Source organism: Arthrobacter antioxidans (assembly GCF_023100725.1).
Classification (GTDB): Bacteria; Actinomycetota; Actinomycetes; order Actinomycetales; family Micrococcaceae; genus Arthrobacter_D; species Arthrobacter_D antioxidans.
Map to the genome: position 1 here is coordinate 3380642 of NZ_CP095501.1, position 13064 is coordinate 3393705.

Consider the following 13064-nt stretch of genomic DNA (forward strand, 5'->3'; position numbering starts at 1 on the left):
GAAGGGTGCCGGTCCTGCTGTGTAGTCTGGCCCTATGGTCGAACACGACGGCGCCGCCCAGGTCACCGCCATCAGCACCGGGTACGTCTTCGAGGGGCCCACGCTGCACCTCGGGGCCGCCCTCGTGGACGGCACCCTCCACACCGACGCGCAGGTCCGCCTCCCCCTCGCCATGATGAACCGGCACGGACTGATCGCCGGCGCCACGGGGACCGGCAAGACGGTGACCCTGCAGGTACTCGCCGAGCAGCTCTCCGCGCAGGGCGTCCCCGTCTTCCTGTCGGACATCAAGGGCGACCTCACCGGTCTCACCGCGCCCGGGACGGCGTCGGACCGGCTGGCGAAGCGCACGGCGAGCGTGGGCCAGGACTGGACGCCGAGGGCCTTCCCCGTCGAGTTCCTGTCCCTCGGCGGGGACGGCGCCGGCGTCCCCGTCCGGGCCTCCATCTCCTCCTTCGGGCCCCTGCTCCTCAGCCGCGTCCTGGACCTGAACGAGACGCAGGAATCGAGCCTCCAGCTGGTGTTCCACTACGCGGACAGGAACAGCCTGGAGCTGCACGACCTGGCGGATCTCCGCGCCGTCATCGGCTTCCTCACCTCGGAGGACGGCAGGGAGGCGCTGGAGGCGCTCGGCGGGCTGTCGAAGGCGACGGCCGGCGTGATCCTCCGCGAGCTGGTCACGCTCGAGGCCCAGGGCCTGGGGGGCTTCTTCGGAGAGCCCGAGTTCGACACCGCCGATCTCCTCAGGACCGCGCCGGACGGCCGGGGCGTCATCACGGCACTGGAGCTCGTCACCGTCCAACAGAAACCGCGCCTCTTCTCCACCTTCCTCATGTGGCTGCTCGCGGACCTGTTCGCCGAGCTCCCCGAGGTGGGCGACGTCGACAAGCCCCGCCTCGTGTTCTTCCTCGACGAGGCGCACCTGCTCTTCAACGGATCGTCGAAGGCCTTCCGGGAAGCCATCCAGTCCACGGTGCGGCTCATCCGGTCCAAGGGCGTCGGCATCTTCTTCGTCACCCAGACGCCGAAGGACATCCCCGGGGACGTCCTCGGACAGCTGGCCAACCGGATCCAGCACGCCCAGCGCGCCTTCACGCCCGACGACGCGAAAGCCCTTCGCGCCACCGTCTCGACCTTCCCCGTGAGCCCCTACGACCTCGAGGAGGTGCTGACGTCGGCCGGCATCGGCGAGGCCGTCGTCACGGTCATGAACGAGCGGGGCGCGCCCACCCCGGTCGCCTGGACGCGCCTGCGCTCCCCCGAATCGGTGATGGGCCGGGCCCCGGAGGGCACCGTGCCCGCCGTCGTCGCGGGCTCCCTGCTCCTGTCCCGCTACCGCGAGGCGATCGACAGCCACTCCGCGTTCGAGAAGCTGGCCGGGCGCCCCTCCCCCCGGGCCGCCGCAGCACCGCTGCCCGGCTCCGCGCCGCCGGCCCCGCTCCCGGCGCCGGGCGCCTCGCGGGAGGAACGGGACGCGGAGGCGCGCCGCATCGAGGAGGACATCCTCGGCATCCCGTCCCGCCCCCGCGCGGGACGGGTGCCTGCACAGGACCACGAGCAGGGCACCGGCGGACCGGCCGGCCGCCGCGGGCCCGACCGGAGCGAGATGACCGACCTGGCGCTGAAGGCGGCCGGTGTGATCGGCAAGGAACTGGCGCGCGGGCTCTTCGGGACCAGGCGCCGCGCACGGCGGTGGTACTGACGCCATGCGCCGCGGTCCTGTCCCACCCAGATCATGCTGATCGAGATCGTCAGTTCCACCCTGACCGTGCTGGGGCTGGTGCTGCTCATCGCCGCGCTCGTCGTCCGCATCGCGTACGGCTCGTGGACCAGGACGCAGGCCATCACGTTCGAGCACGAGGGGCACCCCTACCTGCGCTGGCACGACCACCGGTTCCGCATCGTCGAAGCCCTGTGGTCCAGTGGCTCACGCCCACGGCGCAGCCGGACGCCGCACCCGCCGCCGCTGCCGCCGGGTGAGGACGTCGCCATCTTCTACCAGGCCCGGCACCCCACGCACTGGTCGTTCGAGGAGCCCTATCGCGGGGTGCGCCGGATCGCGGCCGTCGGGCTCGCGGGCGCCGTGATCGGGACCGTCCTGGGCTTCCTGCCCGGCTGATCGGGCCCACCCGGTAACGTGGGACCGTGCACACCACCCCGGTCAAGAAGGTCCTCGCAGCGTGGCTGCTCGGTCTCGTGCTCGTGGGCGCGGCCTTCGTGGCCACCGTCTCCTTCATGAACGGACGGCTCTACAGCCCCGAACACCAGGTGGACCTGTACCTCGAAGCGCTGCGTGACGGCGACGGCGGGGAGGCCCTGGGCCTGCTCAACGCGTCGGTCCCGGAGGGGGCCAATCCCGCCCTGCTGGACGGCGACGCCCTCCGCCGCGCGAGTGCGCCCGTGGAGGACGTCGACGTCGGCGAGGCGCGGGAATCGGGCGCCGACCGCGTCGAGGTCCCCGTGACCTACACCCTCGACGGCGAGGAGACCACCACGGTCTTCCCGCTCCGTCGCATCGACACCGAGTGGGGTTTCTTCAACGTCTGGCGCTTCGAGGAGTCCGTGCTGCCCACCGTGCAGGTGACGGTCGGGAACAGCGTGGAGGCCGCGGTGAACGGTGTGGACGTGGGGCTCCCCGACGGCGCCGCCGGGCTGGCCTCCTTCTACCCGGCAGCCATCACCGCGCAGTACGACGGGCAGTTCTTCGCCGCCCCCGAACAGCACGCCGTCGTCACGGGCCGGGAGCCGCCGCCTCCCCTGGCCCTCACCACGGAGGCGACGCCGGAACTCACCCGGGCGGTCGACGAGGAACTGCGGGCCTTCCTCGACGGGTGCGCCAGGCAGACCGTCTTCCAGCCGACCAACTGCCCCTTCAACTACGTGACGAACGAGCGCCTGGCCGGGGACATCGCCTGGTCCATCGGGGAGTACCCCGCCGTCAGCATCACCGCGGAGGGCGGCGAGTGGCTCCTGGCACCGCTGCGGGGCTCCGCACGGATCGACACGCAGCTGCGGGACTTCTTCTCCGGGGCGGTCCGGGGCGTCTCCGAGACGGTCCCGTTCGAGTTCGAGGCCGATCTCACGGTAACCGGGGACGAGGTCACCGTGACGCCCGTCGTCCGCTACTAGCCCGTCCCGGCCGGCGTCAGGGAATGAGCTTCTCGGCGCGGTAGCGCTCGAACAGGTCCGTGAAGGCGTCGAGGGTCCGCCGGTATCCGGTGAAGCCGGCCACCCGGCTCTTGCCCATGTCGGTGACCACCTCGATCCCGCGCCCGAGGTCGCTGTCCGTATGCCACCAGGAGGCCATGCGATCCAGCCGGGGTTCCGCCAGGCCGTGGCGCGCGGCGAGGTCCGCCCACTGGTCCTGCCGCCCGGCCATCGCCTGCTCCAGCGGTCGCGGCGCGCCGTCGTAGCCCTCCCAGTCCACCCCGAAGTGGGCGGCGAGCTGCGGCCACATCCAGCGCCACCGGAACACGTCGCCGTTCACGATGTTGAACGCCTCGTCGGCGCCCGCGGGGGTCGTCGACGCCCACAGCATGTGCTCCGCGAGCAGGCCGGCGTCCGTCATGTCGGTCAGCCCGTTCCACTGCGTCTCCGAGCCGGGGAACACGAAGGGCTCGCCCGCGTCCCTGCACAGTGCCGCCTGCGTGGCGAGCGTGAGGCCCATGTTCATCGCGTTGCCGACGGCGTGGCCGATCACGGTGTGCGCGCGGTGCACCGACCAGGTGAAGCCCTGATCCGCCGCCGCGGCGAACAGTTCGTCCTCCTGCGCGTAGTAGAAGTTGCGGACCGGCAGGCGCGGCTCCTCCTCGTGGAACGGCGTGTCCGCCATCTCGCCCGCCGCGTAGGCCTCGAACGGGCCGAGGTAGTGCTTGAGCCCGGTCATGAGGGCCACATGGGCCACGTCCATGCCGCGCAGCGCGGCGAGCAGGTCACGCAGCATGCCGGCGTTGACCTCGATGTTCTCCTCCTCGGTGTCCCTGCGGGACCAGGCGGTGAAGAAGACGTGCGTGGGATGCTCCGGTGCGAGGACCGCGGCGAGCGCCTCGGCAGAGGTCAGGTCCGCGGACAGCCAGCGCACGCCCTCCCGCGCGGCGCCGGGCCGGCGGGACAGCGCCAGCACGGGCCACCCGTCGGCGAGGAGCTTCTCGACGAGCGCCGATCCGGCGATGCCGGTCGCCCCCACCACGAGGGCTGTCCCTGGGGTGGTGCCTGCTGGTCGGTCGTCGATCGTCATGGTGCGCTCCTCGTCGTGATGCTGCCGGCGAAGTGCCGGCACGGTGTGGGGTGGGGGGCGGCGTCGGGCACGACCCGCTCTGCGGCACACCCGTGCCGGGCCTGACTGCCCCGAATCGGACGGAGTGCCGGTCGTCCGCGCCGGGACCGGGTGCGTCCCGGGGGACGCCGCACCGGGTCCGGACGCCCGGCGCGGCGGCATGCCCTACGGGAGGATCAGTCGAGGCCCCGCAGGTCCAGGGTCAGGCTCGTCCCGCCGTCGGCCGAGAGCGTGACGGGGATCCCCCAGTCCTGCTGGTACAGGTGGCATGCGGCGTGGTCGGGGATCTCGCCGCCCGGCTCGCCGTCGCAGGACGCGGCGCGGGCGGTGATGTGCAGGACGCCGCCGTCGGCGTCCGGGGAGAGCACGAGCTCGCGGGTCAGGCCCGTCGATGTGCCGCCGCCCGAGACGAGGAGCGATTCCGGCGACGCACTGATCTTCAGCTGCGTGGGATCACCCCAGCGGTCGTCCAGCTTCTGGCCCTTCGGCGCGGTGAAGCGCACGGTGAGGCCCACCGGGCCCGCGGACATCGGCGTGGTGGGCCGCTGGGTCCGGGAGGCTCCCTCGTCCACGGCGAGGGTCTCCTTGGGCAGCGGGACCCGGACCAGCTGGTGCCGGTTGGCCTCGACGACGATCAGCAGCGGGTCCCCGCCGTCGGCCACGGGCGTCAGGTCCACGAGGACGTCGGACGGCTCGGACAGGCCGCGGAGCAGCGTCGAGACCTGGCGGGTCGCGGGGTCGTACCGGCGGACGGCGCCGTTGTAGGTGTCGGCGATGGCGATGGAGCCATCGGGGAGCGCGGTGACGCCGAGGGGGTGCTGCAGCCGCGCCTGCCCGGCGTCGCCGTCACGGAAGCCGAAGTCGAACAGGCCGGTCCCGACGGCGGTCTGCACCTGCACGCGCCGGCTGCCGTCGACCTCGAGGAAGGACAGGATCCGCACGGAGGAGGTCTCCGAATCGGCGATCCAGATGCTGCCGTTCGCGTCCTCCGCGAGGCCCGAGGACTGCGCGAACCACGCGGCCGACGCATCGCCGTCGAGCAGTCCCTCCAGGCCCGTCCCGGCGAGGATGTCGACGGCGTGGGTGCGGGGGTCGTAGGTGAAGATCTGGTGCGTGCCGGCCATCGCGACGACCACGCGGTCCAGGACCGTCGAGTGGAGCACGTCCCAGGGCGAGGACAGCGATACGTTCAGCGCGTCGGTGCCGAGCTCCGTCTCCGTGAGGCGCGGCGCCTCGCTCTCCGCGTCCACCTCGAAGGCGTTCTCCTGCAGCCCGGTCTTCGTGTGGTTGCCGGCGTCGAGCAGGCGCTGGGTGCCGTTGCCCGCGAGCGTGCGCACCTCGCCCGTGGCGAGGTCCACGCCGCGCAGGCGGTGGTTCACGGAATCGGCGACGACGACGTCGTACCCGACCTCGGCGGCGAGCTCGGCGGGCAGCAGGGCGAGCCCCTGCGGCTCGTTGAACTCCGCATCGTCGGCACCGCCGTCGCGGAAGCCCTTCGTGCCGGAGCCGATGGTGCGGCGCACCGTGACGAGGTCCGCCTCGAGCTCCACGAGCCGGTGGTGGCCGGTGTCGCCGGCGAGGAAGGTGCCGGTGGCGGGCAGCGCGAGGAGCTTGCCGGGGAACTTCAGGTCACCCGCCGTGCTCTCCGCCGGGACGTAGGGGCCGTCGCCGCGGTGCAGCGTGCCCTTGGCCTCGTGCTCGGCGACGAGCTCCTCGACGAGGGACGTGAGGCCTGCGGCGTGGCCCTCGCCGGAGAGGTGGGCCACGATGTAGCCCTCCGGGTCGATGACGACGAGCGTGGGCCACGCGCGGGCCGTGTAGGCCTGCCACGTGGTCAGCTCCGGATCGTCGAGGACGGGGTGGTGGATGTCGTAGCGTTCGACGGCGGCGGCCAGTGCATCGGGGTCCGCCTCGTGCTCGAACTTCGGTGAGTGCACGCCGACCGTCACCAGGACGTCCGAGTGCTGCTCCTCGAGCGGGCGGAGCTCGTCGAGGACGTGCAGGCAGTTGATGCAGCAGAAGGTCCAGAAATCGAGGATCACGATTTTTCCGCGGAGGTCCTCGAGCTGCAGCTGCCTGCCGCCGGTGTTGAGCCAATTGCGGCCGGTCAGGGCTGAGCCGCGCACGCGGTAGTTGGCGCGGGTGCGCACGGTGGTCTCGGTCATTCATCGTCTCCTGCGGTGGTGGTCACCCGCGCCGTGGGCTGCTGGCCTGCACGGGCGGGTCCGGCGTCGCGCGCGGCGAGGTCGGCGAACATGCTGTTGTAAGCCGCGAGGTCGGCGTCGTTATTCCTGTCCGCGGCGCGGTCCTTGCGCTTCGTCTCCCGCGCGTCCGAACGTGACCACACGATCGCGACGCCGATCGCGAGCAGCAGCGTGGGGATCTCGCCCACGCCCCACGTCACGGCGCCGCCCACCTGCTGGTCGGCGAGGGCGGAGGGCCCCCACTCGCGGCCCATGTTGCCGAACCAGGAGGCCTCGAGCAGTGACGTCGAGCCCATGAGGGTCACGCCGAAGAAGGCGTGGAAGGCCATGGTCGCGAACAGGAGCAGCAGCCGCATGGGGTAGGGGGCGCGGAACGGGACGGGGTCGGAGCCGATCATGGACAGCACGAAGATGTAGCCGGTGATCAGGAAGTGGGTGATCATCAGTTCGTGGCCCACGTGCTCGCGCAGCGCGAAGCCGAACAGCGGCGAGTAGTAGAACACGATGATGGACGCCACGAAGTTGCCGGCCGCGACGAGCGGGTGCGTGATGATCCGCGACGGCCAGGAGTGCACGATCACGAGGATCCACTCCCGGATGCCGCGCGTGCCGTCCCGCCGGGCGCTGAGCGCCTTGAGCGCGAGGGTGACGGGCGCACCGAGGACGAGGAACAGCGGCACCACCATTGTCAGGGCCATGTGGTCCACCATGTGCGCGCTGAAGAGCACCATGCCGTAGACGGCGGGGGCACCGGAGGTGAAGTAGGTGAGGAGCGCAAGGCCCGTCAGCCAGCTCATGAGCTTCAGCGGTGACCAGGAGTCGCCGCGGCGGTGCAGCTTCACGACGCCCAGGACGTAGGCGACGGCGAAGGTCGCCGCGACCGCGATCCACAGCCAGTCGGGGCGCCACTCGGTGAGCCAGCGGGCCGCGGTGGGCTCGGGCGGGAGGTCGTATCCGGTCAGGATCCGCGCCGGGCCGGCCTCGGTGGGCAGTTCCTCGGAGCGGGGCGGTGCCGTGCGCCCGAGGGCCCCGGCCACACCCAGCACGGCACTCATGATGAGGAGTTCGACGATGATGAGCTGCCACAGGACGCGGCGCGCGGACATCCTCGACGCGGTGGACCCGGCGGGGGCCTCGAGCTGCGGGATGATCCACTGCCGGTGCATCCAGCCGATACCGCCGAGCAGGATCGTGGCGATGGTCTTGAACGTGACGAGCAGCCCCCACGGGGAGCTGAGCTGCCCGAGATCGGAGATCCGGAGGCCGGCGTTCACCACGCCGGAGGCGACCACGAGGATGAACGCGAAGCCGGCCAGCGCGGAGAAGCGCTTGAGGACCGGGAGGGTCTGCTCGCCGAGCGTGCCGCCCACCACGGCGAGGGCGATGATCCCGCCGACCCACAGGCAGACACCCACCAGGTGCAGGGCGATCGAGTTCACGGCGGCGTTGTGGTCGTTCCCGCTGGCGGAGTGGCCGATCAGGGCCATGGGCAGCAGGTTCAGGAGGGCGAGCACCAGGGTCAGGGCCAGCCCGGTCTGCGACCGCACGCCGAACAGGAGCGTTGCCAGGACGGCCGAGACGATGGATGTCACGAGCCAGGCGCGTCCGGTGGAGAAGTCGGTGAGGAAAGCGGCGAGCCCCTGCGTATAGGTGGGGTCGGTGCTGAGCGGCAGTCCCGCCGCGTCCGAGTAGGTGAAGATCATGACGCCGAGCGCACCGAGCGTCCAGGCCACGGCGGAGACGGCGGCGAGCAGCATCACACGGGAGAAGGCGGGGTGCTCGGCGGCTGTCTCCGCGGGCTTCCGGCCCCGCGGGCCGACGCGGCGCGGGAGCATGACGACGGCAAAGACGAGGGCGCCGATGGTCGCGGCGGCGGCCGTGTTGTTGAGCACCTTGGCGACCGGCAGGCCCCATCGGGTCAGGGCGCCGGGGTCTCCGAGCTGCCGCGCGGCGGCCGCCCCCGTGTAGAGCAGGGCGACGGTGAGGGCGCCGAGGACGACGACGCCGGCCAGGACGAGCCAGCCTGTCCCGACGGCACGCTCGGGGGAAGAAGCGGCGGCAGTCTCCCGGGGTTGCTTCGCAATGGTCGGCACGTACACCATTCTCTACCCCGAGTAGAAATAGGGCCAATCTCCGGCGGGTCCGTGCCGGGTCCGGAACGGGCCCGGCAACGCCAGGGGACCGCCGCCTGATGGCAACGGTCCCCTGGGGTCGGTCAGTCCTGGGACTACTTGGCGGAAGCCTTCAGCTTCGAGCCGGCGGTCAGCTTGACGCTGTGGCCGGCGGCGATCTGGATGGTCTCGCCGGTCTGCGGGTTGCGGCCCGTGCGGGCTGCGCGGCTGGTGCGCTCGACGGCGAGCCATCCGGGGATGGTGATCTTCTCGTCCTTGGCGATGGACTCGGAGAAGACGTCGAACAGCGCATCGAGGACGCTGTTGACGGCAGCCTGGCTGGTGTCAGCCTTCGCGGCTACCTCTGCAACAAGTTCACTACGGTTCTTAGCCAATTTTTGTCCTCCTGGACGTCACTCTTCTGAAAGAGCTTTTCGCGGTATTCGAAAAGCCTCTGTCCGAAAACTTACCAGCTTGGACGCCCCGACCCGCGTGTTCACGCGGCTTTGCGGCGGAAACACGGCTGTGTCGAGGCTGTTTTCCGGGCGTCCGGCCCCGATCGGGGCACCATCGCGAAGAAGCCGCCACCCGAGGGGTGACGGCTTCTTCGGTTACCGCGTGAGGCGGCGGGTGATGCGGTGGGGCGTGGTGCCCCGGGGGCTGACTACCAGCTCGACTTGGTCACGCCGGGCAGCTCGCCCCGGTGCGCCATGTCGCGGAAGCGGACACGCGAGATGCCGAACTTCTGGAGCGTGCCGCGGGGGCGGCCGTCGATCTGGTCGCGGTTGCGCAGGCGCACCGGCGAGGCGTTGCGGGGAAGCTTCTGCAGGCCGAGGCGTGCGGCTTCGCGTGCTTCGTCGGTGGCGTTCTCGTCGACGAGGGTCTTCTTGAGCTCGAGGCGCTTGGCCGCGTAGCGCTCCACGATGACCTTGCGCTGCTCGTTGCGAGCAATCTTTGACTTCTTGGCCATGGTTTAGCGCTCCTCTCGGAATTCGACGTGCTTGCGGATCTTGGGGTCGTACTTCATCAGGACCATGCGGTCCGGATCGTTACGACGGTTCTTGCGCGTCACGTAGGTGTAGCCCGTCCCGGCGGTGGACTTCAGCTTGATGATCGGACGTACGTCCTTGTCCTTGGCCATTAGAGCTTCACTCCCCTCGCGAGGATGGACGCGACGACCGCGTCGATGCCGCGCACGTCGATGGTCTTGATACCGCGGGCCGAGACCTGCAGGGTCACGTTGCGGCGCAGGGAAGGCACGTAGTAGCGCTTCTTCTGAATGTTGGGATCGAACCGGCGCTTGTTACGGCGGTGCGAGTGCGAAATGCTGTGTCCAAAGCCGGGCTCGGCTCCGGTCACTTGGCAGTGGGCTGCCATAACTCTCCTCCAGATTAGATGAACGTGACGGAATCACTTGTTGGGCGTCCCGCCACCAGTAATGACACCGTTATTACTGCAGCTTTCCGGAGGTTGACCTGGCAGGGTGAGAACCTGCCGAAGCGCCTCGCCGCGGGGAAGACGGTGAAGTTCAGGCGGGGCGCGGCCTTGCGGCCGGCACAGCCTTGAATTCTAGGTAGTCGCGGGTCGCTGGGCAAATTCCTCCCGTCCGTGGAAGGGCGTCATCAGCCACAGCCAAACGCCCTACCATCCTACCGGCAGGATCAGGCGTGGCCAAAACGGGTCAGTCGTCGATCAGCCCGTCCCGGCCGACGACGGCGGGCTCGTCCGGACCGGCACCGAGGCGGTCCCCGTCGACGACGGCGTCCGAATCCACGATGGCATTCCGCACGACCGCCCCGGCCTTCACCCGCACCCGGTTCAGGAGGACGGAATCCTCCACGACCGCCCCGGCCTCGACCGTCGTCCCGGAACCGACGACGCTCCGGCGGACCGTGCCGAACACCCGTGCCCCGGGGGCGATCAGCGAGCTCCCGACGACGGCGCCGTCGCCGACGAACGCCGGTACCAGTTCCGAGGGCTCGGTGAGGATGGGCCAGTCCGGGTCGGCGAGATCGAGGCCCTCGCCGTCCACGAGGTCCAGGTGGGCGCGGAGGTAGTTGGTCGGCGTCCCGAGGTCCCGCCAGTACCCCCCGAGCCGGTGCTCGACGACGGAACCCTGCTGCACCAGGTGGGGCACGAGGTGGTGTCCGTAGTCACCCAGGTCGTCATGGGCGTCCTCCAGGTGCTCGAGGGCGTCGAGGAGGGTCGAAGCCGTGTACAGGAAGATCTCCGTCGTGACGATGCGCGTCCGGGGCTCCTCCGGCTTGTACGCGAAGTCGGTCACCCGGCCGTCGTCGTCCACGACCACGACGCCGTGGGCGGAGGCGTCGCCGTCGAAGTCCACGGTGACCACCGTGAGCGCGGCCCCGCGGTCGAGGTGCGTGGCGACGACGTCGCGGTAGTCGAGCCGGTAGAGGTGGTCCGAGCTGAGGACGAGCACCAGGTCCGGCGCGAAGTCACGGATGGACGCTGCCTGACGGAGCAGGCCGTCGGCGTTGCCCTCGGCGAACCCCTCCCCCGCTCCCCCACTGAACGGGGGCAGCACCAGCAGCCCGCCGCGCGTGCGGTCGAGGTCCCAGGGCCGGCCGTTGCGGAGGTGGTCGTTGATCGTCTTCGGCTGGTACTGCTCCATGACCCACACGTCGGAGATGCCGCTGTGGTGCAGGTTGGATAGCGGGATGTCGATCAGCCGGAAGCTGCCGCCGACGGGCATGACGGGCTTGGCCCGGTGGTCGGTGAGCGCGCCGAGGCGCCCTCCCGCTCCGCCGGCGAGCACGATCGCGAGGGTGCGCGGCTGCTGCCGGGCCTTCGTCTGCTGGTCCATGGGCCGTCCTGTCGTGGTCGTGGTCGTGTCGTGGTCGGGTCGAGTAGAACCGTGTCGAGTAGAACCGTGTCGAGTAGAACCGTGTCGAGTAGAACCGTGTCGAGTAGGGCCGTGTCGAGTAGGGCCGGCCGGGCCCTGCACCGGCCGGGTGGCCTAGAGCTTCTCGCGCGGGCTTCCCGGGGCCGAGGCCCCGCCCGCCAGGGCCGTCTCCGGCGCCGCTCCGCCGTCGGCGAGGGTCCAGTGCGCGCTGTCCATCCCGCGGAGGATCTTGCGGCCCACCCGCTCGAGGTCGGCGACGTCCCTGTCGTCGAGGGCGTCGAAGACGGTGGAGCGGACCTGCGCCACGTGGGCCACCGCGAGGTCGGTCAGCATCTCGAACCCGGCGGCGGTGAGGGAGGCCGTGGTCACCCGCCCGTCGGACGAGGACGGCAGCCGTGTGACCCACCCGCGGCCCTCGAGCTTCTTGACCACGTGGCTGAGCCGGGAGAGGGATGCCGTGGACCGGGCGGCGAGCTCGCTCATGGGCAGGCTCGTGCCCTCGGCCTCCGAGAGCATCGCCAGGACGTGGTAGTCGAACAGGGTGATCCGCGCCTCGCGGAAGAGGTGGGCGTCGAGGTTCGCGGGGAGCAGCGAGGTCAGCGCGTAGAGGGCCAGCCATGCCCGCCGCTCGTCGGGTGTGAGCCAGTGCGCCGCCATGCGCTCATTCTGGCACACGGGGTCCCGCGGTCGGAGGCCCGCACCGGCGGATCCGGCATGGTTGCGGGCAGGGCGGGATCCGTGCTCGCCGCGGGCCTCAGGCGCTGATCGACGCCCAGTGCGGGCGGCCCAGCACCGGGTACTTCGGCGCCAGGTCGTCGCCGGACGAGACGCCCCGCAGTCGCCGGCCCACCCATGGCGTCAGGTACTCCCGCGCCCACTGCGCATCGGCCCGCAACTGGTCCGCCCGCTTCAGGGCGGGGCGGGCCTCGAGCTCGGGCAGGTCGATCCGGTGGGAGGCCTTCATGGCCTCGAGCACGCGCGCGGCCATGAGCGTGTGCCCCGCGACGGACATGTGCATGCGGTCCACGTCCCAGTAGCTCCAGTCCTGGAACTCGCGCAGGCGCCAGTAGTCGACGATTCCGGCGGCATGCCGGTCGGCGATCTCGCGCACCCACTCGTTGTAGACGGCGGTCCGGCCGCGGGTCCTCCCGAAGACGGCGGAACCCGCCGTGTCGAAGCCGGTGAAGAGCACGACGGCGGCTCCCGCCGCGCGGAGCCGGCCCACGCCGTCGTCGTACCGGGACATCAGGAGGTCTATGTCGACGCGCGGCCTCAGGATGTCGTTGGCCCCTGCGTACACGGTCACGAGCGTCGGCTCGAGTGCCAGGGCGGCGTCGATCTGCTGGTCGAGGATCTGCCGCATCTTCTTGCCGCGGATGGCGAGGTTCGCGTAGCCCCAGGACCCGTCGGCGAGGACCAGCTGCTCCGCGACGCGGTCCGCCCATCCCCGGACGCCGTTGGGCGACGCCGGATCCCAGTCACCCACCCCTTCGGTGAAGGAATCGCCAAGGGCCACATATCGCTGGGTGTAGGTCACGACCAAAGATTACCCCCGGCAGCCGCGCCCACCGGGATAAGCTCGACGGAGCCATCCCTCCACCTTGCCCGAA

The 13064-nt window shown here is 70.8% G+C and carries 13 protein-coding genes; 3 read left to right on the top strand and 10 right to left on the bottom strand.

Translation table 11 applies throughout. The features are described 5' to 3' along the window. Nucleotides 1-34: 34 nt before the first annotated feature. The 3 genes from MWM45_RS15600 to MWM45_RS15610 are packed head-to-tail and all read left to right on the top strand — an operon-like array spanning nucleotide 35 to nucleotide 3129. Nucleotides 35-1702 carry a helicase HerA-like domain-containing protein gene (locus MWM45_RS15600; protein ID WP_247827225.1) on the top strand — a complete coding sequence of 556 codons (1668 nt, stop codon included), beginning with the start codon at nucleotides 35-37 and terminating at the stop codon, nucleotides 1700-1702. A gap of 33 nt (nucleotides 1703-1735) precedes the next feature. Beyond that, a complete protein-coding gene (locus tag MWM45_RS15605; protein ID WP_247827226.1) occupies nucleotides 1736-2119 on the top strand; it encodes a hypothetical protein in 384 nt (127 codons plus the stop codon). 26 nt (nucleotides 2120-2145) lie between these two features. Then, nucleotides 2146-3129 (top strand): hypothetical protein, encoded by a 984-nt coding sequence (locus MWM45_RS15610; RefSeq protein WP_247827227.1) that lies wholly within the window; start codon nucleotides 2146-2148, stop codon nucleotides 3127-3129. 16 nt (nucleotides 3130-3145) lie between these two features. On the opposite strand, the gene MWM45_RS15615 is transcribed toward MWM45_RS15610, so the two are convergent. The 10 genes from MWM45_RS15615 to MWM45_RS15660 all read right to left on the bottom strand — a co-directional run bounded on the left by MWM45_RS15615 (nucleotide 3146) and on the right by MWM45_RS15660 (nucleotide 12991). Beyond that, complete coding sequence (locus tag MWM45_RS15615; protein ID WP_247827228.1) at nucleotides 3146-4237, bottom strand: SDR family oxidoreductase; 1092 nt, start codon at nucleotides 4235-4237, stop codon at nucleotides 3146-3148. Nucleotides 4238-4452: 215 nt separating this feature from the next. Next, nucleotides 4453-6441, bottom strand: coding sequence for an NHL domain-containing thioredoxin family protein (locus MWM45_RS15620; RefSeq protein ID WP_247827229.1), 1989 nt, complete (start codon nucleotides 6439-6441; stop codon nucleotides 4453-4455). Continuing rightward, complete coding sequence (locus tag MWM45_RS15625; protein ID WP_418909703.1) at nucleotides 6438-8573, bottom strand: bifunctional copper resistance protein CopD/cytochrome c oxidase assembly protein; 2136 nt, start codon at nucleotides 8571-8573, stop codon at nucleotides 6438-6440. The genes MWM45_RS15620 and MWM45_RS15625 overlap by 4 nt, the downstream gene beginning before the upstream one ends. Before the next feature lie 134 nt (nucleotides 8574-8707). After that, nucleotides 8708-8986: an HU family DNA-binding protein gene (locus MWM45_RS15630; RefSeq protein ID WP_043441577.1), complete on the bottom strand. Its 279-nt coding sequence runs from the start codon at nucleotides 8984-8986 to the stop codon at nucleotides 8708-8710. A 269-nt stretch (nucleotides 8987-9255) separates the two neighbouring features. Next, nucleotides 9256-9561 carry a 30S ribosomal protein S14 gene (gene rpsN / locus MWM45_RS15635; protein WP_026545363.1) on the bottom strand — a complete coding sequence of 102 codons (306 nt, stop codon included), beginning with the start codon at nucleotides 9559-9561 and terminating at the stop codon, nucleotides 9256-9258. Between the two features lie 3 nt (nucleotides 9562-9564). Continuing rightward, nucleotides 9565-9732: a 50S ribosomal protein L33 gene (gene rpmG / locus MWM45_RS15640; protein ID WP_019481734.1), complete on the bottom strand. Its 168-nt coding sequence runs from the start codon at nucleotides 9730-9732 to the stop codon at nucleotides 9565-9567. Beyond that, the gene (gene rpmB, locus MWM45_RS15645; RefSeq protein ID WP_043441573.1) at nucleotides 9732-9968 is read right to left on the bottom strand and encodes a 50S ribosomal protein L28; all 237 of its coding nucleotides are present in this window, start codon (nucleotides 9966-9968) and stop codon (nucleotides 9732-9734) included. Before rpmB ends, rpmG begins: the two co-directional genes overlap by 1 nt. 304 nt (nucleotides 9969-10272) lie before the next feature. Beyond that, nucleotides 10273-11415, bottom strand: coding sequence for a glucose-1-phosphate adenylyltransferase family protein (locus MWM45_RS15650; protein WP_247827230.1), 1143 nt, complete (start codon nucleotides 11413-11415; stop codon nucleotides 10273-10275). A gap of 153 nt (nucleotides 11416-11568) precedes the next feature. Next, nucleotides 11569-12111 (bottom strand): MarR family winged helix-turn-helix transcriptional regulator, encoded by a 543-nt coding sequence (locus MWM45_RS15655; protein ID WP_247827231.1) that lies wholly within the window; start codon nucleotides 12109-12111, stop codon nucleotides 11569-11571. 97 nt (nucleotides 12112-12208) lie between these two features. After that, complete coding sequence (locus MWM45_RS15660) at nucleotides 12209-12991, bottom strand: SGNH/GDSL hydrolase family protein (RefSeq protein ID WP_247827232.1); 783 nt, start codon at nucleotides 12989-12991, stop codon at nucleotides 12209-12211. Nucleotides 12992-13064: the final 73 nt, after the last annotated feature.